Source organism: Roseovarius spongiae (assembly GCF_003651245.1).
In the GTDB taxonomy this organism is placed as follows: domain Bacteria; phylum Pseudomonadota; class Alphaproteobacteria; order Rhodobacterales; family Rhodobacteraceae; genus Roseovarius; species Roseovarius spongiae.
In genome coordinates this window covers 1,300,091-1,324,875 of the sequence record NZ_RAPE01000001.1, presented here as the reverse complement: position 1 = coordinate 1,324,875, position 24,785 = coordinate 1,300,091, and the positions used below count along the sequence as shown (strand labels likewise).

The following is a 24,785-nucleotide window of genomic DNA, read 5'->3' as shown; positions in this document are numbered from 1 at the left end:
TGGCCATGACCGAACACGCCGGCCGCATCCAGCGAAGCCAAGCGCCCAAGACCTGGTCGCGCTACCGCTTTCCCGAATCGCTCTGGCGCTTTGGCGCTGTGCTGGCGATCATCGTGTTCCTCGGCTACTCGATGGCGTTCATGAACGTCGATATCGGGCTGCTGTTCGGCGCGCTCGGCGGGCTTCTCGGGGTGATCGGCACCCGCTTCTATCCGCCCGACATCGCCTATGTGCTGGACGCGGGCTACCTCGCCTCGATCCTCGACACGCTGCAGATGTCGTTCCTTGGCGGCATGGCGGGCGTGGCGCTGGCGATCCCGCTGGCGTGGTTCTCGGCCTGGAACGTCTCGCCGCATCGGCGCGTCCTGTTCCCGCTGGGCCGGCTCGGAGTCATTTCCGCGCGCGCCATCCACGAAACGATCTGGACGATCCTTTTCGTGTCGGTGCTGGGCTTTGGCATGCTGGCGGGGGTGAGCGCGCTCACCATGTTCTGCATCGGTTTCGCTGGCAAGCTCTTCTCGGACGAGATCGAGGCGGTGGACATGGGCCCGGTCGAGGCGATGCGCGCGACCGGCGCCAACTCATTGCAGGTGTTCCTGTTCGCCGTGGTGCCGCAGGTGCGCGTCGCCTTTACCGGAATCGCGATCTACACCTGGGACGTGGCGTTCCGCGCGGCGACGGTGGTGGGCTTCTTCGGCGGCGGCGGCATGGGCTGGTATCTCAAGCGCAACGTGCAGCAGCTCGAGAATCTGCGCGTGGGCGCGATCATCCTGTCGATCATCGCGATGGTGCTGGTGGCCGAGTTCATCTCGGGCTGGCTGCGCGCGGCGGTGAACCGGGCCAAGTGATCCGGCTCAGTAGGACGGCGGCGAGATCGACCAGATGATCACCGCCTCCTCGTCGCCCTCGTTGGCGTAGCGGTGCGGCAGGGTGCTCTCGAACGCGAAGCTGTCGCCGGTCTCAAGCTCGATCCGCCGCCCCTCGAGCCAGAGCGTCAGCCGCCCGGCGACGACGAATCCCGCCTCCTCGCCCTTGTGTTCATAGGCTTCCTTGCCGCTTTGCGATCCGGGCGGGAAGGTGCAGCGCAGCAGTTCGATCCCGCGCGCGAGGTTGGGCGAAAGCAGTTCGTCCGTGATGCCGTTGGCGAAGCGGATCATCCGGTGATTGCCCTTGCGCACGATATATTCGTTCAGCACGTCGTTGGGGTCCGAAACGGGACGGAAGAACCACGAGATATTGACGCCGAGCGCCCGGCTGATCGTGTGCAGCGCCTTGACCGAGGGCGAGGAAATGCCGCGCTCCACCTGGCTGAGATAGCCCTGCGACAACCCCGTGGCGCGCGACAACTGCGCCAGCGTGACATCGCTTGCCTTGCGCAGATCCTTGATTTCCTTGCCTACCGACGCGCCCGCGTCGAGCACCTTGCCAAGATCGGTGATCGGATCGTCCTCGACCGGCCCCCGCAGATGAGCTGAGCGCGATAGCCGGGCGATGTCATCCATGTGTCGTCTCCGTCTGGTCAATATACTAGTTAGCGCGCGCCCTGCGCCGGGTAAAGTATGGCGCAAAAATTCGCTCGAGTGAATTTTTATTTGACAAAATTCATTTAAGCCAAGAATGTCGTCCCCAAGTGAGGGGGAGTTTCTAGATGTCGGAACAGGCCGAGGTCGTCATCGTCGGCGGGGGCGTCGCGGGCTGCGCGATCGCCTATCACCTGGCGAAGATCGGGATCACCGATGTCGTGCTCTGCGAACGCAAGCAACTGACCTGCGGCACCACGTGGCATGCCGCCGGGCTCGTCACGCAGTTGCGCGCCACGCGCAACATGACCGAGCTCGCCAAGTACACCGGAGAACTGTTCACCTCGCTCGAGGCGGAGACCGGGCAGGCCACCGGGTTTCGCCAGAACGGATCGCTGCGGCTGGCCAAGACCGAGGCGCGGTTCGAGGAACTGAAGCGCGGTGCGTCGATGGCCCGCAATTTCGGGCTGGAGAGCCACGTCATCACGCCCGGCGAGACCGCCGAACGCTGGCCGGGGGTCGAAACTTCGGACCTTGCCGGGGCGATCTGGATGCCCCGGGACGGACAAGTCAACCCCGCAGACGTCACGCATGCCATGGCCAAGGGGGCGCGGCAGAAGGGCGTGCGGATCCTCGAGAACACCAAGGTCGAGCGGATCCTGACCGAAAACGGCAGCGTCATCGGCGTACGCCTTGCCGATGGCGATATCCGCGCGAAGAAGGTGGTGATCGCCGGCGGCATGTGGTCGCGCGACCTTGCCGCCGAGATCGGCGTCTCCCTGCCGCTGCACGCGGCGGAGCATTTCTATATCGTGACCGAGCCGATCGCAGGGCTGCGCCGCGACCTGCCCGTGCTGTTCTGCGCGGATGAATGTTCCTACTACAAGGAGGACGCGGGCAAGCTGCTGCTGGGCTGTTTCGAGCCCGAGGCGAAACCCTGGGGCATGAATGGCATCTCCGAGGATTTCTGCTTTGACAGCCTGCCCGAGGATTTCGATCATTTCGAACCGATCCTCGACCAGGCGGTGAAACGCGTCCCCGCGCTGGCGGATGCCGGCATTCAGCTGTTCTTCAACGGCCCCGAGAGCTTTACCCCCGACGATCGTTACCTCCTGGGCGAAACGCCCGAGGTCAAGGGCCTGTTCTGCGCCTGCGGCTTCAACTCGGTCGGCATCCTGTCCTCGGGCGGGGTGGGCAAGGCGCTGGCGGACTGGATCCACGATGGCCACCCGCCGGGCGAGTTGGCGGATGTGGACATACGCCGGATGCAGCCCTTCCAGTCGAACAAAAGCTACCTGTTCGACCGCACCAGGGAAACGCTTGGCCTGCTGTTCGACATGCACTGGCCGAACCGGCAATACGCCACCGCGCGGGGCGTTCGGCGCAGCCCGTTTCATGACCGGTTGCTGGGTCTCGGCGCGTCAATGACCGAATCCGCCGGATGGGAGCGGCCCGGCTTCTTCGCCGGCGAGGGGCGCAGCACCGAGATCGGATATTCCTACGGGCATCAGAGTTGGTTCGCGGACACGCGCGCGGAGTGCCTCAACACGGCCGCGAACGTCACGCTGTTCGACCAGAGCTGTTTCGCGAAGTTCCGGCTTGACGGGCGGGATGCGCTTGGCGTGCTCAATCATGTCTCGGCGGCCGAATGCGACGTGCCGGTGGGCAAGGTGGTCTATACCCAGTGGCTCAACGACCGGGGCGGGATCGAGGCGGACGTGACCGTCACGCGGCTCTCCGAGACCTCCTTCATGATCGTGACCGTGGCGGGCGGGCAGACCCGCGATTTCAGCTGGCTCAGCCGCTCCATCCCCGAGGGCGCGCACGCCTTCGCGAGCGACATCACCGCCGGGCTGCCGATGCTGGCGCTGATGGGGCCGAAATCGCGCGCGTTCCTTGAATCACTAAGCGGCGAGGATCTGGGCGCCTCCGCCCTGCCCTTCGGCACCAGCCGGGAGATACCGCTGGGATATGCGAATGCGCGCATCAGCCGGCTGACCTTCGTGGGCGAACTGGGCTACGAGATCTACGTGCCCGCCGATTTCGCGCAGCACGTCTTCGAGCGCATCATCGAGGCGGGGGCCGATTTCGGCCTGAAGCATGGCGGTTTCTTCGCGATCAATTCCATGCGCATGGAGAAGGGGTACCGCCACTGGGGCCATGACATCGGCGAGGAAGACACGCCGATGCAGGGCGGCGTCGGCTTCGCCGTGGGCTGGAAAAAGCGCGATTTCCGCGGGCGCGACGCCCTGCTGCGCGCGCGCGAGGCCGGGAAGCCGACGCGGCGGCTCGTGCAGATCCGTCTGGATGGGCGCGAAAACGCGCCGCTGCTCTATCACGAGGAACCGATCATACTGGACGGCCAGAGCGTCGGGCAGGTCACGTCCGGGGCCTATGGGCACCGCGTCGATGCGTCGCTCGGGCTTGGCTATGTCAGTTGCCCGGACGGGGTGAGCGCCGAGTTTCTGGCCTCCAACGACTTTGAGGTCGAGGTCGCCTGCGCGCGCTATCCCGCCCATCTGCAACTGGGGCCGTTCTACGATCCCGGCAACGAACGCATCAAGTCATGACACGGACAGGAGATCACGAAATGAGCGACGCTCTCGAACATATCAAGCGGGTCAGCGGAAACATCTACCGCGGCGGGCGCATCGCCCGCAGCGCGGCCACCCAGACCCAGGACGTCATCGACCCGGCCACCGAGGAGGTGATCGGCGTCATCGCCGAGACCCCGACCTCCGAGATCGACGATTGCATCGCCGAGGCGAACAAGGCGCAGAAGACATGGTGGAAGGACTACAGCGCGGTCGACCGCGCGCACGCGCTGCACCAGACTGCGGACCGGCTGGAGGAGCTCAAGCCGTTGCTGGCCGAGGCGCTGACCCGCGAGATGGGCAAACCCTACAAGGAATCGGTGGACGAGGTGAACTGGTCGATCCATTCGCTGCGCCACTCCGCCGAGATCGGGCGCGTCGACATGGGCCGCGTCATGGGACCCGCGGTGGCCGGACAGATGCATTACACGCTGAAGGTGCCGCTGGGCACGGTCGCGTTCATCATGCCGTTCAACTTCCCGATGGTGCTGCTCGCATGGGAGGCGGGCGCGGCGCTGGCGGCGGGCAACGCCTGCGTGGTCAAGCCCTCGGAATACACGTCGCTGTCCACGCTGCTGTTCGCCGAAGCCTTCGATCACCTGCCCGAAGGGCTGTTCCACGTGGTCACCGGCGGCGGCGACGTTGGGCGCACCCTTGTCGAGCATTCCGGCACGCATGGCGTCGCCTTCACCGGCAGCGTTCCGGTCGGGCGGCGCGTGTCCGCGACCTGTGGCGATCTGATGAAACCGGCGCTGATCGAGACTTCGGGGAACGATCCGTTCATCGTCATGCCCTCTGCCCCGCTCGACATGGCGGCGCGGGCGGCGGCGTTTTCGGCCTATATGAACTGCGGCCAGATCTGCGTGTCCGCCGAACGGATCTACGTGCATCAGGACATCCATGACGCCTTCGTGGAGAAGCTGGTCGAAGAAACCAAGAAGCTGCGCATCGGCAACGGGCTCGACAAGGTGGACATGGGGCCGCTGGTCAGCTCGAAGGAGCGCGACCGCTACGAGGCGCTGATGGCCAAGGCCCAGGAGGCAGGCGCGCGTGCGGCGACGGGCGGCGGGCGTCCGGGCGAATTCAACCGCGGCTGGTTCGTCGATGCGACCGTGCTGACCGATTGCACGCCGGACATGGACATCTTTCACAACGAAAGCTTCGGACCCGTCGCGCCGGTCTGCCGGGTCAAGGATTTCGACGAGGCCTTGATGCGCGCCAACGACAGCCGCTTCGGGCTGGGCTCGAACATCTACACCACCAACCTGAGCGAGGCGATCCGCGCGACCGAGGAAATCCAGGCCGGGATGGTCTGGGTCAATGCGCCGCTTCTGGACAATGACGCAGGCCCGTTCGGCGGCTCCAAGCTGAGCGGTCTGGGCCGACAGCTTGGCCCCGAGGGAATCGACACGTTCCGCGAGACCAAGATGATCATGATCGACCCGGATTGCGTCGCGCAGGATTTCTGGTGGTTCCCCTATGCGGATGCGGAAATGCATCCCAAGGACTGAGTCGATAACGCAAGTCCGGAGAGCACGGACAGTTAATAAGGGAGGAAGGACATGACGAACAAAACGGAGGCGGCCGAGCTTGAACGCCGGCTGAGCGAACTGGAAAAGGAGGAGAACCAGGGCGGCAGCTTTACCGCAGGCGACTGGTTCTTCCTCTTGATCGCGGGGGTCATCGGCCCGGCCGCGCTTCTGCTTTGGGGGTGGTGAGATGAGCGACGCAACCAAAGGCGGGCAAGCCATGGAGAACGCGGACGAAACCAACTGGCCGCTGCTGAAATCGGAACGCAGCTGGGGCCAGCTTGAGCTGGGGGTCGTCCTTCTCGTCACCGCGACGGCGACATGGTGCTACATCATCGGCGAGTATGTCGGGTATTACCTGAACCTCAAGCAGGGCTTCGCCACGATGACGGCGGGATCGATGATCGGCATGTTGCTGGTCACGCTCGCCGTGGTGCCCGCGGCGACGCGCTATGGCATCGATTCCATCGTCGCCGCGCGGCCGCAATTCGGCAACCGCGGCTGGATCATCACGGTGTTCCTGCAATACAGTTCGATCATCGGGTGGAATTCGCTGCTGATCATCTTCTTCGGCAAATCGGTGGTGCAGCTCCTGCTCGTCACCGGGACCATCACCGAGGCGAGCACCGCGACCGTGCAGGTCGTCTCCACGCTCGTGGCCTGCGCGCTGATCTTCGGCATTCTGCTCAAGGGCAAGAACGGGGTGGCGCGGGCGTCCAACGTGTTCTTCTTCTTCGTCGTCGGGGTCGGGTTCTGGATGGTCTACATGCTGCTTACCCGGCAGTCCGACACGATCGCGACGGCGGCGCCGGCCTATGCGTCGGGCGACATCCAGTGGGACTACGTGACGGGGCTCGAGCTCGGGATCGTCAGCCTGCTGAGCTGGTGGCCCTATATCGGCGCGATGGTGCGCGTGGCGCCTGACGCGCATACGGCGGCCAAGCCGGCGATGCTGGGCATGGGCCTGCCGGTGCCGCTTCTGAGCGTGATCGGCCTTGCGGCGATCCTCGCGCTCGGGATTTCGGACCCGGCGGCGTGGATGGTCGAGCTGGGCGGGACGTTCTACGGGGCGATCGCGCTGGTTTTCGTGATCGCGGCCAATCTCGGCACGGCGATCGTGGGCGTCTACGCCACGGCGGTCGGGCTCAAGAGCGTGCCGGGCGTCGAGCGGCTGTCCTGGCCGGTGACGCTGTTGCTGGGCCTCGTGCCGGTGGTCGCGGTGAGCGTGATCGTGCCGGACCTGTTCTTCAACAATTTCGGGACGTTCCTTGCGTTCATCGGCGTCTTCTTTGCGCCGCTCTGCGCGATCCAGATCGTCGATTACCTGCTGATCCGGGGGCAGCGGCTGAGCATCCGCGCGCTCTATGACGACACGCCCGATTCCCATTACGCCTACTGGGGCGGGTTCAACCCGGCGGCGCTGGCGGGGATGGCGGCAGGGTTCGCCGTCTATCTCTACCTGCTCAACCCGCTGACCTACGTGTCGCGCTATCCCTACGAGTTCACCACCGCGGCGCTGCCCTCGGCCTTTGCCGGCGGTCTCGTCTACTGGCTGGTGACGATGCTGGTGATCCGGCCTGCGGGCAAGGGCGGGTATCGGCGCTGACGAAAAGCGGGCGCGCGCGGCAGGCGCGCGCCCTACCCGGCCGCCGTCTGCGCGCTGCGGATGGCTTGGATCGCCTCGCGCAGCGCGTCGATCTGCGCGTCGACCTCGCCCGGGGCGATCAGGCGCTGCTGGCTCATCGCCTCTCCGGCGGCGCGCAGCCAGCAATCGAAATAGCCGTCCTCGACGCCCTCGGGGGCGCCTTTCGTTTCCATCTCGGTGATCTCGGCGGCGAGTCGGGCCTGGAAGGCGCGCCAGGGCAGGCGCCCGGCCTGCGCCAGTGCGACGATCAGCGCGAAGATCCGCGCCTGCCAGGGCGCACGGAAGAGCGGGCCGCCATCGCTGCGGCCGGGGATGTCCGCGCTTATGCGGGCCAGCATGTCGCGATGCGCATCAAGCGGGGTCAAGGTAAGCCTCCCAGAGATCGAGGAAGACGCGCCCGCGCGGTTCCGCCTCTGCGCCCCAGAGGTCCTGCGCGGCGAAGGCGACGGTGTAGCAGTGCTGCGGATCGGGGCCGTCGCCCCGCGCCATCGCGTCGGCGAACTGGAACACGCCGAGATCGCGTTCGATCACGCCTTCGCGCAGGCGCACGTAGCGCGGCGCGCGGGTGTGGCCCGGCACATGCATGTCGCGCACGCGCACCCGCTGGCCCACGCGGAAGGCGGGTTCGGCCGTGTCGGGCGGGAACATCAACTGCGCGCCGCGCGGCATGACGCGGCGCACGGTGGCGGCGTCGGGCGGCTTGCCATGCTCCCCGAGGTCGGGATCAAAGCTCTTGCGCCCGGTGGCGAGCTCCTCGGCGCTGGCGACGCCAGCCTCCTGCATCAGCATCTGGCAGGCGCGCGCCCATTTCTCGAAATAGTCGATGGTGAGGTAATCGCCGGGCGCGAGGCGCTCGATCGCGTGGCGGTGTTGGTCGGCGTTGAAGGGCACGGTCCAAGCAAGCGCGTCGGCCAGCGCGAAGGAGCGGCGCTGCCATTCGTGGGTAAAGACCTCCTCGGCCTCGACCGGCACGCGGCCAAAACCGTGCATCCCGCCCATGTCATGTATTCCGTCCATCCCCGGCCCTCCTAGAGCGCGGCCGTGCCGACCATGCCGTTGCGCGTCACCAGCGCGGCGAGCGCGTCGGCGTCGAGCGCATCGGTCCCCGCGGGGCGGCGCGGCAGCACGAGGTAGCGGATCTCCGCGGTGCTGTCCCAGACGCGGATCTCGGTCGTCTCGGGCAGTTCCAGCCCGAATTCGGCCAGCACGGCGCGCGGTTCGCGCACGACGCGGGCGCGGTAGGCCGCGCTCTTGTACCAGGTGGGCGGCAGGCCGAGCACCGGCCACGGGTAGCAGGAACAAAGCGTGCAGACGATGACGTTATGCACCTCCTCGGTGTTTTCCACCACGCGCATGTGTTCGCCCTGGAAGCCGGTGAACCCCATGTCGGCGATCGCCGCTGTCCCGTCGCGCAGCAGCCAGTCACGATAGGCCGGGTCGCTCCAGGCGCGCGCCACCACCGCGGCGCCGTTGCGCGGGCCGGTTTCGCGTTCGTAGTATTCAACGATGGCGTCGAGCGCGGCAGGGTCGACGAGGCCCTTGGCCACCGACAGTTCCTCGAGCGCGCGCACGCGCAGGGCGGCGCCCTCCTCCAAAGGGTCGTGGTCGTGGTGGTCGTGGGGCATCTGCGCCTCCTAGTCCTGCGCGCCGAGGATGCGCGGCAGGTTCGAGAACCGCGCGATCAGGCTGAAGACGGTGATGTTGACCAGCAGGAACACCACCGCGATCGAGGCGATGACCGGGGTGTAGCCGTAGCGCAGCGCATTGAAGATCTTGACCGGCAGCGTCTCGACCGTGAAGCCGACCGTCATCAGCGCGATGATGTATTCATTGAGGCTGAGCACGAAGGCGAAGGCGAATCCGGCAAAGGCGAAGGGCGCGGCGATGGGCAGGATCACGGTGCGGAACACCACCCAGCCCGAGGCGCCCATCGTCTGTCCCGCCTCGATCAGCGAGCGGTCCACGCTCTCCAAGCCCAAAGAGATGGTGACGAGCGGCAGCGCCAGCAGGAAGATCGCATGCGCGATGATGACGTTGATCATCAGCCCGTTGATCCCGACGCTGGTGTAAAGCAGCAGGAACCCCAGCGCCATGATCACGGGCGGCAGGATGAAGGGCGCAACCCCGAACGCGAACAGCGCCTTGGCGTAGCGCAGCCCGAAGCGCCAGGCGGAATAGGCGACCGGCATGGCGATCAGCACCGAAAGCGACGCCGAACAGAGCGCGATGATGAGCGAATTCATCAGTGACGCGAACCAGTCGTTGGCGACGAAGATCTCGGCATACCAGCGGAAGGAGAAGCCGCGCGGCGGAAAGGCGAGGAACCTCTTGGCGTTAAAGGACACCGCAGTGATGACCACGATCGGCCCCAGCAGGTAGATCGCGAACAGCGCGAGATAGAGGCGGCGCAGCAAGGTCATGTCCTGCGCCCCCCGCCGAATTTCGAGACCGCGAAGATCACGCTGGCGCTGATGATCAGCAGCACCACCGCCAGCGCCGAGGCGAACGGCATGTTGAAATTGAAGATCGCCTGGTCGGTAATCAGCACCGAAAGCGTCCAGTGCTCGGGCTTGCCCAGCACCTGCGGCACGATGATCGCGCCGAGCGTGAGCACGAAGATGGTCACGCCGGACGAGATGATGGCCGGGCGCGTCACCGGGATCACCACGGTGAAGAAGCTGCGCAAGGGCGAGGCGCCCAGCGTGCGCGAGGCTTCGGTCAGGGCCTTGTCCATGCGGCTGATCGCCGGGTAGAGCAGCAGCACCGAGAATGGCACCGCGAGATAGACCAGCGCCGCCAGCACCGCGCCCGCCGAGGGCGCCATCGCGAAACTTTTCTCCGCAAGGCCCACCCAGACGAGGATATTGGCGACGCCGCCGGTGCGCGACAGCAGGATCTGCCAGCTGAAGGCGATGAGCACCTCGGACAGCGACAGTTGCGCGAGGATATAGATCAGCCAGAGCGTCTGCGTGCGCGGGCCGAACCGGGTCAGCAGATAGGTGAACGGAAAGGCGATCAGCAGGCTCAGCAGCGCGATGAGCGCGCAGAGCCCGGCGGAGAACAGCGCGCGCTCGATGTAGAACCAGGTCGCGAAGCGTTCGAAATGCGCGAGGCTGAAGCCGAGCGCGTAGTCGCCGGTTTCGGTTTCGACCGAGAAGCTGGTAAGCAGGATCAGCACGAACGGGACGACGAAGAAGACGCCGATCATCACCGATGACGGAACGAGGTCGAGGACGCGCCCCAGGGTGCCGCCCTGCCCGTTCATGCCGCAAGCACGCTGCATGCGGACGCGGGCATTTCCACGGTGACGGCGTCGCCCGTTGCCACGTCGGGCCAATCCTTGGGGGTGAGCACCGAGATCACCTCGTGCCCGCCGCAATCGACGAGGATCTCGATCGTCGCGCCGATGTCGCGCACGAAGCTCACCCTGCCCTCGACCGCGTTGGCGGGGCGCTCGGCGGATGCGGGGCGCACGAAGACCTCCTCGGGGCGGGTCATCAGCAGCACGTCCTCGCCGGTCGCGAAATCGCCTGCGCGGTTGGCGACGCTCAGCTCCGCGTCGCCCACGCGGACGCGGTCGGGCGCCGCCATCGTCGCGGGGAACAGGTTGCTCGTCCCGATGAAGCCGGCGACGAACTTGTCGACGGGTTTCTTGTAGATATCCATCGGGCTACCCGATTGCAGCACGCGGGCGCGGCCCATGACGACGATCTCGTCGGCCATCGTCATCGCCTCGGTCTGGTCGTGGGTGACGACGACGGTGGTGATGCCAAGCTCCTGCTGAAGCTTGCGCAGCTCGATCTGCATCGCCTCGCGCAGGTTGGCGTCAAGCGCCGACATCGGTTCGTCCAGCAGGAATATCTGCGGGTTGAGCGCCAGTGCGCGAGCGATGGCCACCCGCTGCCGCTGCCCGCCCGAAAGCTGGCTGATCGAGCGGTCCTCGACCCCCGGCAGGCGCATCATGTCCAGAAGCTCCTTCGCGCGGGCCTCGCGCTCCGAACGCGAATGCCCGCGGATGCGCATGGAATAGGTGATGTTCTCACCGACCGAGAGATGCGGGAACAGCGCGAAGGACTGGAAGACCATGCCGATGTCGCGCTTGTGCACCGGCACGTTGGTGAGGTCGCGCCCGTCGAAGCGGATCGCGCCGTCCGTCGGCTCTTCCAGCCCCGCGATCATCCGCAGGAGCGTGGTCTTGCCACAGCCCGAGGGGCCGAGAAAGCAGATCATCTCGCCCGCGGTGAATTCCAGGTTCACGTCCTCGACCGCGGTCAGGGTGCCGAATTTCTTGGTCACCCCTTCGATGATCAATCCCGACATGCGCGTTTCCTCATGGCGTTTCGGATGCGCCCCGCCGGCAGTGAGGCGGGGCGCAGGAGAAGCGGACGGCTCAGCCCGCGATCATCTGGTTCCACTTGTCCGAGATCCAGTCGCCATGTTCGCCGTAGATCTCATAGCGCGGGATGATCGGCGGGGTCTCGCTGCTGACGGCGGCGAATTCCTCGTCCGTGAGGTCCATGAGATCACGCCGGATCACCGGCGCGGTGCCGAGGTTGCGCGCGAGGTTCGCCTGGGTCTCCGGGCGGGCCATGTAGTTGATGAACTCCGCGATTTCGTCCATCGGCTTGGCGTTCTCGGGGACGATCCAGAAGCCGGAATCGAGGATGCCGCCCTCCTTGGGGAAGGTCGAGACCACCGGGAAGCCCTCGGCCGCGGCGAGGCCGGCGACGTCGTGGTAATACTGGCCCATCGGGATTTCGCCGTCCTGCAACGCCTGCTGGAAGGATCCTTCGTCCTTGTACCAGAGGCGCACGTTGGGCACGACCTCGGACAGCTTGGCGAAGACCTTTTCGATGCCCTCCTTGGTGTCGAGTATGTCGGTGCCGCCGAAATAGGTCGTTGCCGTCACCTCGAGCAGATAAGAGTTGGTGGCCAGGCCCAGAAGCCCGATCTTGCCGGCGTACTGTTCATCCCAGAGGGCGGCCCAGCTGTCGGGCGCTTCGGGGATTTCGTCGGAATTGGTGCATAGCGTGATGTACCAGGACACGCCGCCCACGCCGTAGAGGCTGCCGTCGTCATAGCGGTCCTGGAAGGAGTCGGGCATGTTCCCGAGGTTGGAAATCTTGGATTCGTCCAGCGCGCGAAACACCTTCTGGCGCGCGCCCTCGCGGCGCGGGGTACCCGCCATCAGCGACACGTCGGCCGGCGCCTGGCCGGCGCGCGCGGCGTTCTTGATCTGCACCAGCCAGGTTTCCCCGGTCGGCACCGCGACGGACTGGACCTCGATCCCGGTCTTCTCGGTGAAGTCGGGATAGACATGCTTGCGGAAGCTTTCCTCGAAAAAGCCGCCGTAGGTTCCGACCCTGAGCGGTCCGTCCGCGGCGCGCAGGATCGAGGGCGCGGCGAGGCTGGCGGCGCCGGTCGCGGCGGCGGTTCCGAGCAGGCGGCGGCGGGTGATCTTGGTCGTCATGGTCTTTCTCTCCCTTGTTGGTCGTCTTTCTTCACGTCCAGACCTTCGGCAGGACGCAGAGCATTTCATAAAGCAGGTTAGCCCCGATCATGGCGGTCGCGCCAGAGGTATCGTATTGCGGGGACACTTCGACGAGGTCGCCGCCGACTAGGTTGAGCCCCTTGCAGCCGCGCACGATCTCGAGCGCCTGGATGGTGGTCAGCCCGCCGATCTCCATCGTGCCGGTGCCCGGCGCGATCGAGGGGTCGAGGCTGTCGATATCGTAGGTGAGGTAGCAGGGCGCGTCGCCGATCTTGGCGCGGATCTCTTCCATGAGGGGCGCAAGCGACTTGTGCCAGCACTCCTCGGCCTCGATCACGGTCCAGCCCTGCCGGCGGCCCCAGTCGAAATCGTCCGGCGCGTAACCCGTGCCGCGCAGGCCGATCTGGAACACCTTGTCGTTTTGCAGCAAGCCGTCGTCGAAGGCGCGGCGGAACGGCGTTCCATGCGCGATCTTCTCGCCGAACATCTCGTCGTTGATGTCCGCGTGCGCGTCCACATGGACAAGCGCGACCGGCCCGTGTTTCCGGGCGACGGCGCGCAGGATCGGGTAGGTCAGCGTGTGATCGCCGCCCAATGTCAGCGGCACGACGTCATGCGCGAGGATATCGTCATAGGCGGCGGTGATGATGTCCACCGTCTTCTTCAGATCGAAGGTGTTGATCGCGACGTCGCCGATATCGGCGACCTGCATCTTTGCAAAGGGCGCGGCGCCGGTGGCCATGTTGTAGGGGCGCATCATGCAGCTTTCGGCGCGGATGGCGCGCGGGCCGTGGCGCGTGCCGGCGCGGTTGGAGGCGCCGATATCCATCGGGATGCCGACGAAACAGGCGTCGAGCCCCTCCGCCGTGTCCTGCGCGGGCAGACGCATCATCGTGCCGCCGCCGCCGAAACGCGGCATGTCGTTGCCGCCAAGCGGCTGGTTGAATTCGGTTTCACGCGGCATGGGAAGCCCCCGGGGTTGATCATACGCTACGGGTCAGGATAGCGGCGCGGCGCGGCGGCGCAAATATCAATCGCGGAACCGATACATTTGGATGTGCAAATCTATTCGCCGGTGTATTGGGCGCACAGAATCTCGGTGAACCGGTCGATCACCTTCGGCGGCGGCCCGGCGCGGCGCACGCACTGGATGACGCAACTGAAATCCGCGCCCGTCCAGGCCATGCGCCGCAAGCGTCCCCGGGCCACGAACTCCGCTGCCATATGCTCGGGCAGAAGGCCGAGATAGCGCCCGCTCAGCACCATTGTCAGCTGCGCGTCGATCTGGTTGACGAAGCGGTCGGCATCGGACGGGCCAAAGGATTTCTGGCGCTGCTGGCTCCAGTAACCGCGATGCACCCAGGGCATGCGCCGGAGTTGCGCCTCGCCCAGTCCTGCGCCGCCATCCGCAAAGCAGGGATGTTCGGGCGCGCAATAGAGCGCGTGACGCTCGGAATAAAGGTTGTCGACCTTGAGCCCGTTGATGATGTTGTCAAAACTGCCGACGCCGACGTGGTAGCTGCCGTCGAGGATGCCGTTCAGGATGTCCTGCGGGCGCGCGACCTCAAGCTCGATTCGCACCGCCGGGGCGGCCTCGGAAAACGCGCGGATCGCGGCGGGCAGGCGAAAGCGCGGATCGGTGTTGAGCGCGTCCACCACGGCGATGCGCAGGCGCCCCACGAGGTTGCCGCGAAGCTCCGCGAGGTGCACCGAATGGGTGTCGAGCGTCCCCAGCAGCGCCTCGGCGATCTCGTGAACCATGCGCCCCTTCTCGGTCAGCAGGAAGCCGCGCCGCCCGCGCTGGCAGAGCTTGACGCCCAGCCGTTCCTCGAGCGCGGTGATGTGGTTGGAGATGGTCGGCTGGCTCAGCCCCAGTTCGACCTGCGCGGCGGAAAAGCCCGCGTTGCGCACGACGCTGGCGAAAACGCTGAGCATGTGGATGTCGGACCCGGTGAGCTTCATTCATCCATTGAGACCGGCAAATGTATCCGATTGCAATCCCGTATTCCGTCCCCCCACGCCTGCGCCTAGACTGCGCCGCGACAGCAATGAAGGAGTCCGCCATGTCCCGCACCGTTCCGCCCCGCATGAAGGCCGCGCTCTGCGACGCGCCCGGCGCGCCGCTGGAAATCCGCGAGATCGACACGCCCGAACCGGCGCGGGGCGAACTGCTGGTCGAACTGGAGAGCTGCGGGGTCTGCCATTCCGACCTGCATCTGCGCGACGGACAGGAGAACCTGCCCGCCGACCTCTACCCCATCGTGGTGGGGCACGAGGGGATCGGGCGCGTGGTGCGGATCGGCGAAGGGACCACCGGCGCTCCCTTGATCGGAACGCGGGTCGGGCTGCCGTGGCTTTATGACACCTGCCTTGCCTGCAAACCCTGCCGGACCGGATGGGAGACCTACTGCGCCGATCAGACCGCGCGCGGGGTGGAGCGGCACGGCGCCTTCGCGGAATACGCGCTCCTGCCGGCCAGTTTCGCGATCGAGATCCCCGACGCGATCGACCCGGTGCAGGGCGCGCCGCTGCTGTGCGCGGGGCTGACGGCCTGGGCGGCGCTGGCGCGCGCGCGGCTCGAGCCGGGATGCAACGTGGTCATCATCGGGGCGGGCGGCCTTGGGCAATACGGGATCATGATCGCCAAGGCGCGCGGCGCGCGGGTGATCGCGGTGGACCGAGATCCGGCCAAGCTCGAAACCGCCAGGGGGCTGGGCGCGGCCGTGGCGATTCCGGCCGACGAGCACGCGGGCGCGGCGATCAGGCAGGCGGGCGGCGCGGACGTGGTCATCAACTTCGCGCCCAGCCCGTCGGCCTGGCCGATGATCGGCGAGGCGGTCAACAAGATGGCCGATATCGTCACCGTCGCGATGGTGCATGAGCCCGTGCCGCTGTCGATGATGTGGCTGATCGACGGCGGGCACCGGGTCTTCGGTTCTTCCGTGGGCACGCGGCAGGACACGATCGATTTCCTGCGCTTCGCCGCCATGAACCCGCTGCCCATCGATATCGAGGCGATCCCGTTTCGCGACGCCGACGCCGCGCTCGACCGGCTGAAGCGGGGCGAGGTGGCCGGCCGGCTCTGCATCGATTTCTCGCTCTAGCCTACCAGTGCGCGCCGGCGTTGACTGAAATGTCCTCCATCGTCAGCGCGGGGGCGGCGTCCGAGCAGAGGAACGCCACCAGCGCGGCGATCTCGCGCGGCTGCACGAGGCGGTTCTGCGGGTTGGCGCGGGCGAGGTCGGCGATCTCGTCCTCGGCGCTGCGCCCGCTGGCGCGGGCCATCGTTTCGGCGCTCTGGTGGAGCATCTCGGTTTCCACCCAGGTGGGGCTGACCGTGACGCAGGTGACGCCATGCGGCGCCCCTTCGAGCGCGGCCGCCCGGCTGAGGCCGAGAAGCCCCGATTTCGACGCGCAATAGGCCGGATGATCCGCCACCGCGCTGCTGGCGGCGGTCGAGGCGATGTTGACGATCCGCCCCCAGCCGCGTTCGATCATGCCGGGCAGGCAGGCGCGCATGGTCAGGAACGGGCCGGTGAGGTTGGTCTCCAACACGTCATGCCAGTCCGACAGGCTGTGGCCGCTGATCGTCTGATGCGCGGTGACGCCTGCGGAATTCACCAGCACGTCGATCTCGCCCACCTCGAGGCGCAGCTTGTCATGGAAGGCGGCGACCGACGCCTCGTCGCGCACGTCGAGCGGATAGACCCGCGCCGCTGGTCCGATCTCGTCCCGCGCCTTCTGTTGCGCCGCGTCGCTGCCGCCGCTCCGGGCGCCGACGACGACGCGCAGCCCGTCCTTCGCCAGCGCGCGCGCGATGGAAAGGCCGATCCCCGCCAGCCCGCCGGTGACCACGGCCACCCTTTGCGATTCATCAGTCATTGTCCGCCCTCCCCGAGACGCCCGCGATCCAGGACGCCGCATCGCCCGAGCGCCGCCCGCCGGCGGCGTAGTCGTCAAGGATCGCATGCAGCCGATCCCGCCCGAAGGACGCGAAATGCCCCGCATGAACCGTGCGCACGGGCAGTTCGCGCAGCCGCGCGTGCGATTCGGCCAGCGTTGCGGCGTCCGAATGGTAAAGATCGTCGATCAGGTCGCCGTCATAGACCACATCGCCGCTGAACAGCAGGCCGGTCTCCGCCTCCCAGAGCGCGATGGAGCCCGGCGAATGGCCCGGAAGGTGGAAGACGCGGAACGCCCGATCCCCGAGGTCGAGCACGTCGCCCTCCTCCACCAGCTGCGTGAGCGGCGCGGGTTTCACGACGTATTGTTCGTGCGAGAACCCCGCGTGGGGCAGCGCGGTGAAGGTGTCCGCCACCACGAAGCCGGTATCGGCGACGGTGTTGGCGGCGGTGGGTTTGGCGATGATGGCGGCCTCCTGCGGGTGACCGCAGCGATGGGCGAACTGATGCAGCCCGCCGGCGTGGTCGAAATGGCTGTGGGTCATCACCCCGGTGACGGGGCGTTCGGCGAGCGCCGCGATTTCCCCGGCCAGCGGGCGCAGCCCCATGCCGGTGTCGATCACCAGGTCGCGGTCGCGGCCGCGCACGTGCCAGATGTTGCAGCGCAGCCAGTTGGCGACGTGGATCTCGTGGATATGGGTGACGCCGTCACCCAATGCGCGCGCCTTGTACCAGTCGCCTGCCACCTCCTTCGCCATGCGGTTCCCCCTGCCCTCTCGTCCGCGCAGGCTAGCGCCGGGACAGCGCGCGTTCCACCCCCCAGACACAGTGGTTTTCGGCCTGAAAGCGACCTTTCGCTCTCCGGGCGCGACGCATTTATCGGTTTCATCCAGTTTTGTAGTGAGGTAAGCGGCAAAATGTGCTTGCATGAGTCAATTGAACCACCCGCCGCCACAGCAGTTCGGCGGCCACGATAACAAAACGGGAGAACACCTTAGATGCCATTGAAAAACCTCATGATATCCGGCGCCGTCGCGCTTGCCGCCACCGGCGCCGCGCTGGCGGATTCCGACGAGGCGATCCGCATGCCGATCAACGAGTGGACCGGCCAGCACATCACCGCCCACATTGCCGGCACGCTGCTGAAGAAGGCGGGCTACAACGTCGAATACGTGACCGCCGGGGCGATTCCGCAATTCGCCGCCATCGCGCAGGGCGATCTCGACCTGCAACCCGAGACCTGGTCCAACAGCGTCGGCGCGATCTATCCCAAGGCGATCGAATCGGGCGACATCGTGATCGTCGGCGACCTTGGCTTGCAACCGCGCGAGGGCTGGATGTATCCGCCCTATGTCGAGGAAATGTGCCCCGGCCTGCCGAGCTACGAGGCGCTTTACGACTGCGCGCAGGTCTTCGCCACGCCCGAGACCTTTCCCGAGGGCCGGCTCATCACTTATCCCGCCGACTGGGGCACGCGTTCCAAGGACGTGATGGCGCAGATCGACATCCCCTTCAACCCCGTCGCCGGCGGCAGCGAGGGCGCGATGATCGCCGAACTGAAGGCCGCCGTCGCCTCCAAGCAGCCGATCCTGATGATGTTCTGGGAGCCGCACTGGCTGCACGCGGAACAGGACTTCAACTGGATCGAGTTCAAGGAGCGCGACGAGGAATGCCAGGAGGAAACCGGTCAGAGCCGCGAGGACGCCTGCGGTTTCGCCCAGGCCACGATCCGCAAGATCGTGAACAAGGATTTCGGCGAGAAATGGCCCGGGGCGCTCAAGCTGATCGAGGATCTCAGCATCGACAATGACACCCAGAACGAACTGATGCTCGAGATTGACAACAAGGGCCGCGCGCTCGAGGAGGTGGTGGCCGAGTGGATCGACGCCAACGAATCCACCTGGAACCCTTGGGTCGAGTCCGCGAAGGCCGCGCAGGAGTGACAGCCGCACCGGGCGGCCCGCCCCTTTGAGCCGCCACGGGCAGCCCGGCCGGGCTGCCCGCACCGTTTCATGACCGCGAGGACCGGCAATGACCGAAAAAAGCCGGGAGGTGAAACTCTCCTGCCGCAACCTCTGGAAAGTATACGCAGCCGACGCCGCCCCCTATTTCAAGGACGAGGTGAGCGAGAGCGGCGTCGCCGAACTGGCCGCGCGGATGCGCGAGGACGGCGCGATTCCCGCCGCCGCCGACGTGAGCTTTGACGTACATGTCGGTGAAATCTTTGTCATCATGGGGCTTTCGGGATCGGGCAAATCCACGGTCGTGCGCTGCCTGTCGCGGCTGGTCGAGCCGACCCGCGGTGAGGTTCTCCTCGACGGGGAGGACCTGCTCAAGAAATCGCGCAAGGAACTGATAAACATCCGCCGGCACAAGCTTGGCATGGTGTTCCAGAACTTCGGCCTGATGCCGCATCTGAGCGTGTGGGAGAACATCGCCTTCCCCCTCACGCTTCAGGGCGTGGCGCGCGGCAAGCGCGATGAGCAGGTGCGCCGGGTGATCGAACTGGTGGGCCTCGAGGGGCGCGAAACGTCCTTTCCGCGGGAGCTCTCGGGGGGGCAGCAGCAAAGGGTCGGCATCGCGCGCAGCCTCGCCATCGAGCCGCAGTTGTGGTTCCTCGATGAGCCGTTCAGCGCGCTCGACCCGCTGATCCGCCGCCAGATGCAGGACGAGTTCCTGCGCATCCAGGGGGCGCTCAAGAAATCCATCGTGTTCATCACCCACGATTTCCTCGAGGCGCTGCGCATCGCCGACCGGATGATGATCATGCGGGACGGGATGGTGGTGCAGGTGGGCGCCCCGGCCGAGCTGATCGTGAACCCCGCCGACGACTATGTCGCCGAGTTCACCGAGGACGTGCCGATGGTGCGGGTGCTGAAGGCGCGGGACGTGATCGACCCCGAGGCCGCCCCCTCGCCCGAGATGCCGAACACGGAGGCGGAGGCCAGCGTCGAGACGCTGCTGCCGCTTCTGGCCGGACACAAGAACGGGATCGCGGTGACCGAGAACGGCGCGACGCGCGGCGTGGTCACGGCGGCAAGCGTGATCGCCGCGCTCGCCCACCAGGACAAGACGCGCGGCCCCGACGGCGCCGCGCCGGAGGCGGCCGCGCAATGAGCCGCGACGCGCGGGTCACGCTGCTTTGGGCGGCGCTGCTGGGCGGCACGGTCGCGCTGTTGCTGGCCTCGGGCGGCGCCGGGCGGCTGGTGGTCTTTCCCGAGGAATGGGTGCTGCCGCTCACGCCGATTCTGAACGACGCGATGAACTGGACGGTGAACACGTTCGGCGCGGGGTTCAGGGCGTTCTCGACCGCGCTCGACGTGCCGATGAGCGCGGTGCGCGACCTGTTGCACTGGCTGCCCTGGTCGGTGACGCTGACGCTGGTGACCTTCGCGGCCTTCGCGGTTTCGGGATTGGGCCTTGCCGTCTTCAGCTTCTTCGCGATCCTCTACATGGTGGTGATCGGTTACTGGTATGAATCGATGAACTCGCTGGCGCTGGTCGCGATCTCGGTGCCGCTGGCGGTCGGGATCGGCTTTGGCCTCGGCGCGCTCGCATTCTTCTCCGAGCGCGCGGACCGGGCGCTGCGCCCGCTGATGGACCTGCTGCAGACGGTGCCGGCCTTCGCCTACCTGCTGCCGATCCTGCTGCTCTTCGGTTTTGGCCCGGTCGTGGGGCTGATCGCCAGCATCCTGTTCGCCTTTCCGCCCACGGTGCGCAACACGGTGCTGGGTCTCGCGCGCGTGCCGGACGAGGTGATCGAAGCCGGGCTGATGTCGGGCGCGACCGGCACGCAGCTTTTCTGGCGGGTTCGCGTGCCCTCGGCGATGCGCCAGATCCTGCTGGGCGTGAACCAGACCACAATGGCCGCGTTTTCCATGGTCATCATCGCCTCGATCATCGGCGGCACCGCCGATATCGGCTGGGAGGTGCTGTCGACCATGCGCAAGGCGCAGTTCGGCGAAAGCGTGCTGGCGGGGATCGTGATCGCGCTGATGGCGATGGTGATGGACCGCATCACCCACGCCGCCGCCGACCGCGAACCGCGCGCGCCGGACGCGAACGAGCCGCCCTGGTGGCGCTATCGGATGTGGATCGCGGCGGTCGCGCTGGGGCTGGGGGTGGCGCTGCTCGCCCGCGTCTTTCCGGCGCTGCACGAATATCCCGAGGCCTGGGAAATCTACCCCGCGCATTACCTCAACAGCGCGATCGAGTGGCTGATCGTCGAATACGCGGCGGCGATCAACACGATCAAGACGATCGCCTTCTTCTTCGTCATGCTGCCGGTGAAGATGGGGCTGGTGAAGACGATCAGCCCCTTTTCATGGGGCTTCGCCTTTACCGAGACCATGCAGCTTGGCTACGCCGTCGCGGCGCTGGCGCTCGCGGGGATCGTCGCCGCCACGGGACGGCGGCAACTGGCGGTCGTCATCGGGTTCATCGCGGTGATGTTGTTCTACGGATTGACCAGCCTGCCGTGGAGCGGCCTGCTGGCGATGGCGACGCTGCTGGCCTGGCAGCTGGGCGGGCGGAAACTGGCGCTTGGCACCGTGCTGGGGCTTGGCTTCCTGCTGCTGGCGGGGGTCTGGCCGCAGGCGATGCTGTCGGTCTATCTCTGCGGCATCGCGGTGATCCTGTCCTTCGTGATCGGCGCCGCGATCGGCGTGCTGGCGGCGGAATATGACGGCGTGTCCAAACTGGTGCGCCCGATCAACGACACGCTTCAGACCATGCCGCTTTTCGTGATCCTCATCCCCTTCGTGATGGTCTTCAAGATCGGGGAGTTCACGGCGCTGCTGGCGGTCATGGCCTATGCGGTCGTGCCAGCCATCCGCTACTCGGAGCACGGGCTGCGCAACGTGCCGGCGCAGGCGATCGAGGCCGCCGAGGCGATGGGCTGCACGCGCTTGCAGATGCTCTGGCGGGTCAAGCTGCCGCTGGCGCTGCCAGTGATGATGCTGGGGCTGAACCAGACGATCATGTACGCCATCGCGATGCTGGTGATCGCGGCCCTGGTCGGGACCAACGGGCTTGGCCAGCAGGTCTATATCGGTCTTGGCGACGGCGATTTCGGGATCGGGATCATCGCCGGCATCGGCATGGCGATCATCGCCATGATCGCGGACCGCATGACCCAGGCCTGGACGTTGCGCCGGCAGCGCGAACTCGGCCTCGACACGGACTGAGGCGCGCGAGCCGAGATCGTGAAGACCCTGCGGCCAGAACCCGGCGCGACGGTGGCGCATACGGAGTTTACGCGGGACGGCAGCCGTGCTCTTGTCTCGGTCTGGGGGGACGACGGGGCGGTGATCGTCTTCGACGCCGCCACGTTGCAGGAAATACGCCGTCTTCCGATGCGCAAACCGTCCGGGGAATACAATGTGTTCAACTAGATCACCTTCTCCAAACGCGCCAGCGACCAAGCGTTCGGCGATCATCGTCAGCCACGGCCAGCCGTCCGACCCGGACCCGGCCGAGGCGGCGCTGGCGAGGCAGGCGCCCGAACTGCCGGGCTGGTTCGTGCAGACCGCGACGCTGGCCAAGCGGGGCAGCCTCGAGTCCGCGCTGTCCCGCGCCGGGGCGGCGCCGGTCATCTACCCGATGTTCATGACGGATGGCTGGTTCGTGCGCTCCGCCCTGCGGGACCGGCTGCGCGACGTCAAAGCCCCCGTGGTCCTGCCCCCGCTCGGCGTGGATCCGGGCCTGCCCGACGTCGCGTTGCAGGCGCTTGCCGCGGAACTGGACCGTCAGGGTTGGAGCGCAGGCGAAACCACGCTGCTGGTGACCGCGCATGGATCGGGGCGCAGCCGCAACTCAGCGCGCGACACGCAACGGTTCGTGGAACGCCTGGGCGAACGGGCGCCCTTTGCCGAACTGCGGATCGGCTATGTCGAGGAACCGCCGCATCTTGGCGAGGCGGCGGCCCTTTGCCCGCGCCAGTCCATCTGCCTGCCGTTCTTCGCCGCCGATGGCGGGCATGTGCAGGAGGATATTCCGCAGGCCTTGCAAGCGACCGGGTTTGCCGGCCCCTGCATGGCCCCCGTGGGGCTGCTGCCCGGGATCGGCAGGCTCATGGCGCGCGCCATCGCGGGGGCGCCCGTGGCCGGGGAATGAGGAAACCGGACAGGTAGGCGACGACGTTCGCCACGTTCCTTCCTTTGCGCAGACCGGCGGCCACCGACGCGCGCGGCGCGGACGTTCCATTCCGGGATTTCGGGGTGGATACGCGTAATCTGCCGCAACCATCGGATGTTGGCATTGGACGCCGCAACCGGCCGGGATAGACAGTATTCAGCGACGGAGGCTCCATGCCGCACAGGTATTACGATTTCTTCGCAGGCGGCGGCATGGCGGGCTTTGGCCTCGGGCCCGGGTGGACCTGCCTGTTCGCCAACGACATCGACCCGAAGAAGGCGATGAGCTACCGGGCGAACCATCATGGCGGCGCGGAGTTCCTGCTGAAGGACGTGGCCCGGGTCACGCCGGACGAACTGCCCGGCGCGCCCGATCTGGTCTGGGCCTCCTTTCCCTGCCAGGATCTTTCGCTTGCCGGCAATGGCGCGGGGCTCGCGGGGAAGCGGTCCGGCATGTTCAGACCGTTCTGGAAGCTGATGCGCGCGCTACACCGGGATGGACGCGGTCCGAGGATCATCGCGCTCGAGAACGTCTATGGCGCGGTCACCAGCAACGGGGGGCGGGATTTCGCGACGCTCGCGGCCGCATTCTCGGGGCTGGGCTACCGTTTCGGCGCCGTGGTCGTCGACGCGGTTCACTTCCTGCCGCAATCGCGCCCGCGCTTCTTCATGATCGGCGTGCGCGGCGATCTGGCGATACCGGACGCGCAAGTCGCGCATGAACCCTGCGCCATGTGGCACCCGCCCGCGCTGATCGAGGGATGCAACCTGCTGTCGCCGACCGCGGCGGCGCGCTGGCGCTGGTGGAACCTGCCGACGCCGCCGGCGCGCAACACCAATCTCGCGGCGCTGATCGAGGACGAGCCGACCGGCGTGAAATGGCACACGCGGGCCGAGACGCGCTACCTGCTCGGCCTGATGAGCGAACACAATCGCAGGAAGGTGGAGGTCGCGAAAGAGGCGGGCGAGCGCATTGTCGGCACGATCTACCGCCGAACGCGGGCGGATGCGGATGGCGCGAAACGCCAGCGCGCCGAGGTGCGGTTCGATCAGGTCGCGGGCTGTCTGCGCACGCCTGCCGGCGGGTCGAGCCGTCAGACGATCATGGTGATCGACGGGAATACCGTGCGCACGCGCCTGTTGTCGGCGCGCGAGGCGGCGCTCTTGATGGGGCTGCCCGAAACCTATGTCCTGCCCGAGCGTTACAACGACGCCTACAAGCTCGCCGGCGACGGCGTGGCGGCGCCGGTGGTGCGCCACTTGGCCGCAGCGATTTTCGAGCCGGTCCTGGAACGAAACCGGCCCGCCCTGGCTGCGTGAGCTCGGATAGAGCCTGGGCATGACGCAACGACGAGACCGCGCCGGCCGCGCGCCGCTCGGGGCGAAAGAGGATGATGACGACGCCGGACAGCCAGCGCTCGAGGACCATGCGGGCGGTCAAATCAAAGGATACCGCGCCGGAGATGATCGTGCGCCGCCTGCTGCACGCGGCGGGGTTTCGCTACCGGCTGCATCGCAAGGACCTGCCCGGCAAGCCCGACCTCATCTTCGGGCCGCGGCGCAAGGTCATCTTCGTTCACGGCTGTTTCTGGCACGGGCACGACTGCCGGCGCGGCGCCCGCCTGCCCCGGACAAACGCTGATTACTGGCGGCGCAAGATCGCGCGAAACCGCCAGCGCGACGCGGCCTCGATCGATGCGCTGGTCGCGAATGGATGGCGGGTGCTCATCGTCTGGGAGTGCGAGACGCGGGACACCGAGCGGCTGAAAGCGACGCTTCTCGGCTTCCTGCGGGGCTGAGGCGGCGCGGCTTGCCCGCGCCGGCGGAATCCTCTTGTGGCCCGGCCCGAAGCGATGGTATCTGGCGGGGCAAGGCGGGTGTAGCTCAATGGTAGAGCAGCAGCTTCCCAAGCTGACGACGAGGGTTCGATTCCCTTCACCCGCTCCAGTCCCGCACACCCGGCCCGCCAA

24 protein-coding genes, 1 tRNA gene and 1 pseudogene are annotated in these 24,785 nt (G+C 66.8%); 14 read left to right on the top strand and 12 right to left on the bottom strand.

The window, feature by feature from the left end; translation table 11 throughout:
* The first annotated feature begins 5 nt into the window (after window positions 1-5).
* Window positions 6-848 (top strand): PhnE/PtxC family ABC transporter permease, encoded by an 843-nt coding sequence (locus D6850_RS06185; protein WP_206019205.1) that lies wholly within the window; start codon window positions 6-8, stop codon window positions 846-848.
* A 6-nt stretch (window positions 849-854) separates the two neighbouring features.
* Here the strand turns inward: D6850_RS06185 and D6850_RS06180 are convergent, their stop codons facing one another.
* Window positions 855-1,502, bottom strand: a complete 648-nt coding sequence (locus tag D6850_RS06180; RefSeq protein WP_121164773.1) for a helix-turn-helix domain-containing protein — start codon at window positions 1,500-1,502, stop codon at window positions 855-857.
* A 146-nt stretch (window positions 1,503-1,648) separates the two neighbouring features.
* On the opposite strand from D6850_RS06180, the gene D6850_RS06175 reads away from it, so the two are divergent.
* Genes D6850_RS06175 through D6850_RS06165 form a run of 4 tightly spaced genes read left to right on the top strand, consistent with a single transcriptional unit; the run spans window position 1,649 to window position 7,249 of the window.
* Complete coding sequence (locus D6850_RS06175) at window positions 1,649-4,090, top strand: GcvT family protein (protein WP_121164771.1); 2,442 nt, start codon at window positions 1,649-1,651, stop codon at window positions 4,088-4,090.
* A 20-nt stretch (window positions 4,091-4,110) separates the two neighbouring features.
* Window positions 4,111-5,625: an aldehyde dehydrogenase family protein gene (locus tag D6850_RS06170; RefSeq protein ID WP_121164769.1), complete on the top strand. Its 1,515-nt coding sequence runs from the start codon at window positions 4,111-4,113 to the stop codon at window positions 5,623-5,625.
* Window positions 5,626-5,676: 51 nt separating this feature from the next.
* Window positions 5,677-5,832 (top strand): hypothetical protein, encoded by a 156-nt coding sequence (locus D6850_RS19420; RefSeq protein ID WP_166434003.1) that lies wholly within the window; start codon window positions 5,677-5,679, stop codon window positions 5,830-5,832.
* Window position 5,833: 1 nt separating this feature from the next.
* A complete protein-coding gene (locus D6850_RS06165) occupies window positions 5,834-7,249 on the top strand; it encodes a purine-cytosine permease family protein (protein ID WP_121164767.1) in 1,416 nt (471 codons plus the stop codon).
* Between the two features lie 32 nt (window positions 7,250-7,281).
* On the opposite strand, the gene D6850_RS06160 is transcribed toward D6850_RS06165, so the two are convergent.
* The 9 genes from D6850_RS06160 to D6850_RS06120 all read right to left on the bottom strand — a co-directional run bounded on the left by D6850_RS06160 (window position 7,282) and on the right by D6850_RS06120 (window position 14,741).
* Window positions 7,282-7,653, bottom strand: coding sequence for a nitrile hydratase accessory protein (locus D6850_RS06160; protein WP_121164764.1), 372 nt, complete (start codon window positions 7,651-7,653; stop codon window positions 7,282-7,284).
* Window positions 7,640-8,305: a nitrile hydratase subunit beta gene (gene nthB, locus D6850_RS06155; protein WP_121164762.1), complete on the bottom strand. Its 666-nt coding sequence runs from the start codon at window positions 8,303-8,305 to the stop codon at window positions 7,640-7,642. Before nthB ends, D6850_RS06160 begins: the two co-directional genes overlap by 14 nt.
* An 11-nt stretch (window positions 8,306-8,316) precedes the next feature.
* A complete protein-coding gene (gene nthA / locus D6850_RS06150; RefSeq protein ID WP_121164760.1) occupies window positions 8,317-8,913 on the bottom strand; it encodes a nitrile hydratase subunit alpha in 597 nt (198 codons plus the stop codon).
* A gap of 9 nt (window positions 8,914-8,922) precedes the next feature.
* Complete coding sequence (locus D6850_RS06145; RefSeq protein WP_121164758.1) at window positions 8,923-9,708, bottom strand: ABC transporter permease; 786 nt, start codon at window positions 9,706-9,708, stop codon at window positions 8,923-8,925.
* Complete coding sequence (locus tag D6850_RS06140) at window positions 9,705-10,553, bottom strand: ABC transporter permease (protein ID WP_121164756.1); 849 nt, start codon at window positions 10,551-10,553, stop codon at window positions 9,705-9,707. The genes D6850_RS06145 and D6850_RS06140 overlap by 4 nt, the downstream gene beginning before the upstream one ends.
* Complete coding sequence (locus tag D6850_RS06135) at window positions 10,550-11,608, bottom strand: ABC transporter ATP-binding protein (RefSeq protein ID WP_121164754.1); 1,059 nt, start codon at window positions 11,606-11,608, stop codon at window positions 10,550-10,552. The genes D6850_RS06140 and D6850_RS06135 overlap by 4 nt, the downstream gene beginning before the upstream one ends.
* A gap of 70 nt (window positions 11,609-11,678) precedes the next feature.
* Window positions 11,679-12,758: an ABC transporter substrate-binding protein gene (locus D6850_RS06130; RefSeq protein ID WP_121164752.1), complete on the bottom strand. Its 1,080-nt coding sequence runs from the start codon at window positions 12,756-12,758 to the stop codon at window positions 11,679-11,681.
* Between the two features lie 31 nt (window positions 12,759-12,789).
* Entirely contained in the window at window positions 12,790-13,743 is a 954-nt protein-coding gene (speB, locus tag D6850_RS06125) for an agmatinase (RefSeq protein ID WP_121164750.1), read from the bottom strand.
* Between the two features lie 101 nt (window positions 13,744-13,844).
* Window positions 13,845-14,741 carry a LysR family transcriptional regulator gene (locus D6850_RS06120; protein WP_121164748.1) on the bottom strand — a complete coding sequence of 299 codons (897 nt, stop codon included), beginning with the start codon at window positions 14,739-14,741 and terminating at the stop codon, window positions 13,845-13,847.
* Window positions 14,742-14,842: 101 nt separating this feature from the next.
* Here D6850_RS06120 and D6850_RS06115 point away from each other — a divergent pair, with 101 nt between their 5' ends.
* Window positions 14,843-15,883, top strand: a complete 1,041-nt coding sequence (locus D6850_RS06115) for an alcohol dehydrogenase catalytic domain-containing protein (RefSeq protein ID WP_166434002.1) — start codon at window positions 14,843-14,845, stop codon at window positions 15,881-15,883.
* Window position 15,884: 1 nt separating this feature from the next.
* On the opposite strand, the gene D6850_RS06110 is transcribed toward D6850_RS06115, so the two are convergent.
* Window positions 15,885-16,661: an SDR family NAD(P)-dependent oxidoreductase gene (locus tag D6850_RS06110; RefSeq protein ID WP_121164744.1), complete on the bottom strand. Its 777-nt coding sequence runs from the start codon at window positions 16,659-16,661 to the stop codon at window positions 15,885-15,887.
* Window positions 16,654-17,439 (bottom strand): MBL fold metallo-hydrolase, encoded by a 786-nt coding sequence (locus D6850_RS06105; protein ID WP_121164742.1) that lies wholly within the window; start codon window positions 17,437-17,439, stop codon window positions 16,654-16,656. The genes D6850_RS06110 and D6850_RS06105 overlap by 8 nt, the downstream gene beginning before the upstream one ends.
* A 258-nt stretch (window positions 17,440-17,697) precedes the next feature.
* Here D6850_RS06105 and D6850_RS06100 point away from each other — a divergent pair, with 258 nt between their 5' ends.
* The 8 genes and pseudogenes from D6850_RS06100 (at window position 17,698) to D6850_RS06065 (ending at window position 24,762) form a co-directional block, all read left to right on the top strand.
* The gene (locus D6850_RS06100) at window positions 17,698-18,624 is read left to right on the top strand and encodes an ABC transporter substrate-binding protein (protein WP_166434001.1); all 927 of its coding nucleotides are present in this window, start codon (window positions 17,698-17,700) and stop codon (window positions 18,622-18,624) included.
* Window positions 18,625-18,712: 88 nt separating this feature from the next.
* Window positions 18,713-19,798, top strand: a complete 1,086-nt coding sequence (locus D6850_RS06095; RefSeq protein ID WP_121164738.1) for a quaternary amine ABC transporter ATP-binding protein — start codon at window positions 18,713-18,715, stop codon at window positions 19,796-19,798.
* Window positions 19,795-21,867, top strand: coding sequence for an ABC transporter permease (locus tag D6850_RS06090; protein WP_121164736.1), 2,073 nt, complete (start codon window positions 19,795-19,797; stop codon window positions 21,865-21,867). Before D6850_RS06095 ends, D6850_RS06090 begins: the two co-directional genes overlap by 4 nt.
* 12 nt (window positions 21,868-21,879) lie before the next feature.
* Window positions 21,880-22,074: pseudogene (locus tag D6850_RS06085) on the top strand (cytochrome D1 domain-containing protein); the annotation flags it as partial.
* On the top strand, window positions 22,061-22,795 hold the full coding sequence (locus D6850_RS06080) for a CbiX/SirB N-terminal domain-containing protein (RefSeq protein ID WP_121164734.1): 735 nt from the start codon (window positions 22,061-22,063) through the stop codon (window positions 22,793-22,795). The pseudogene D6850_RS06085 and the gene D6850_RS06080, both read left to right, overlap by 14 nt.
* Window positions 22,796-22,989: 194 nt before the next feature.
* Complete coding sequence (locus D6850_RS06075; RefSeq protein ID WP_121164732.1) at window positions 22,990-24,135, top strand: DNA cytosine methyltransferase; 1,146 nt, start codon at window positions 22,990-22,992, stop codon at window positions 24,133-24,135.
* A gap of 71 nt (window positions 24,136-24,206) precedes the next feature.
* A complete protein-coding gene (locus D6850_RS06070; protein WP_206019204.1) occupies window positions 24,207-24,614 on the top strand; it encodes a very short patch repair endonuclease in 408 nt (135 codons plus the stop codon).
* 74 nt (window positions 24,615-24,688) lie between these two features.
* Window positions 24,689-24,762, top strand: a tRNA-Gly gene (locus D6850_RS06065).
* Window positions 24,763-24,785 lie beyond the last annotated feature (23 nt).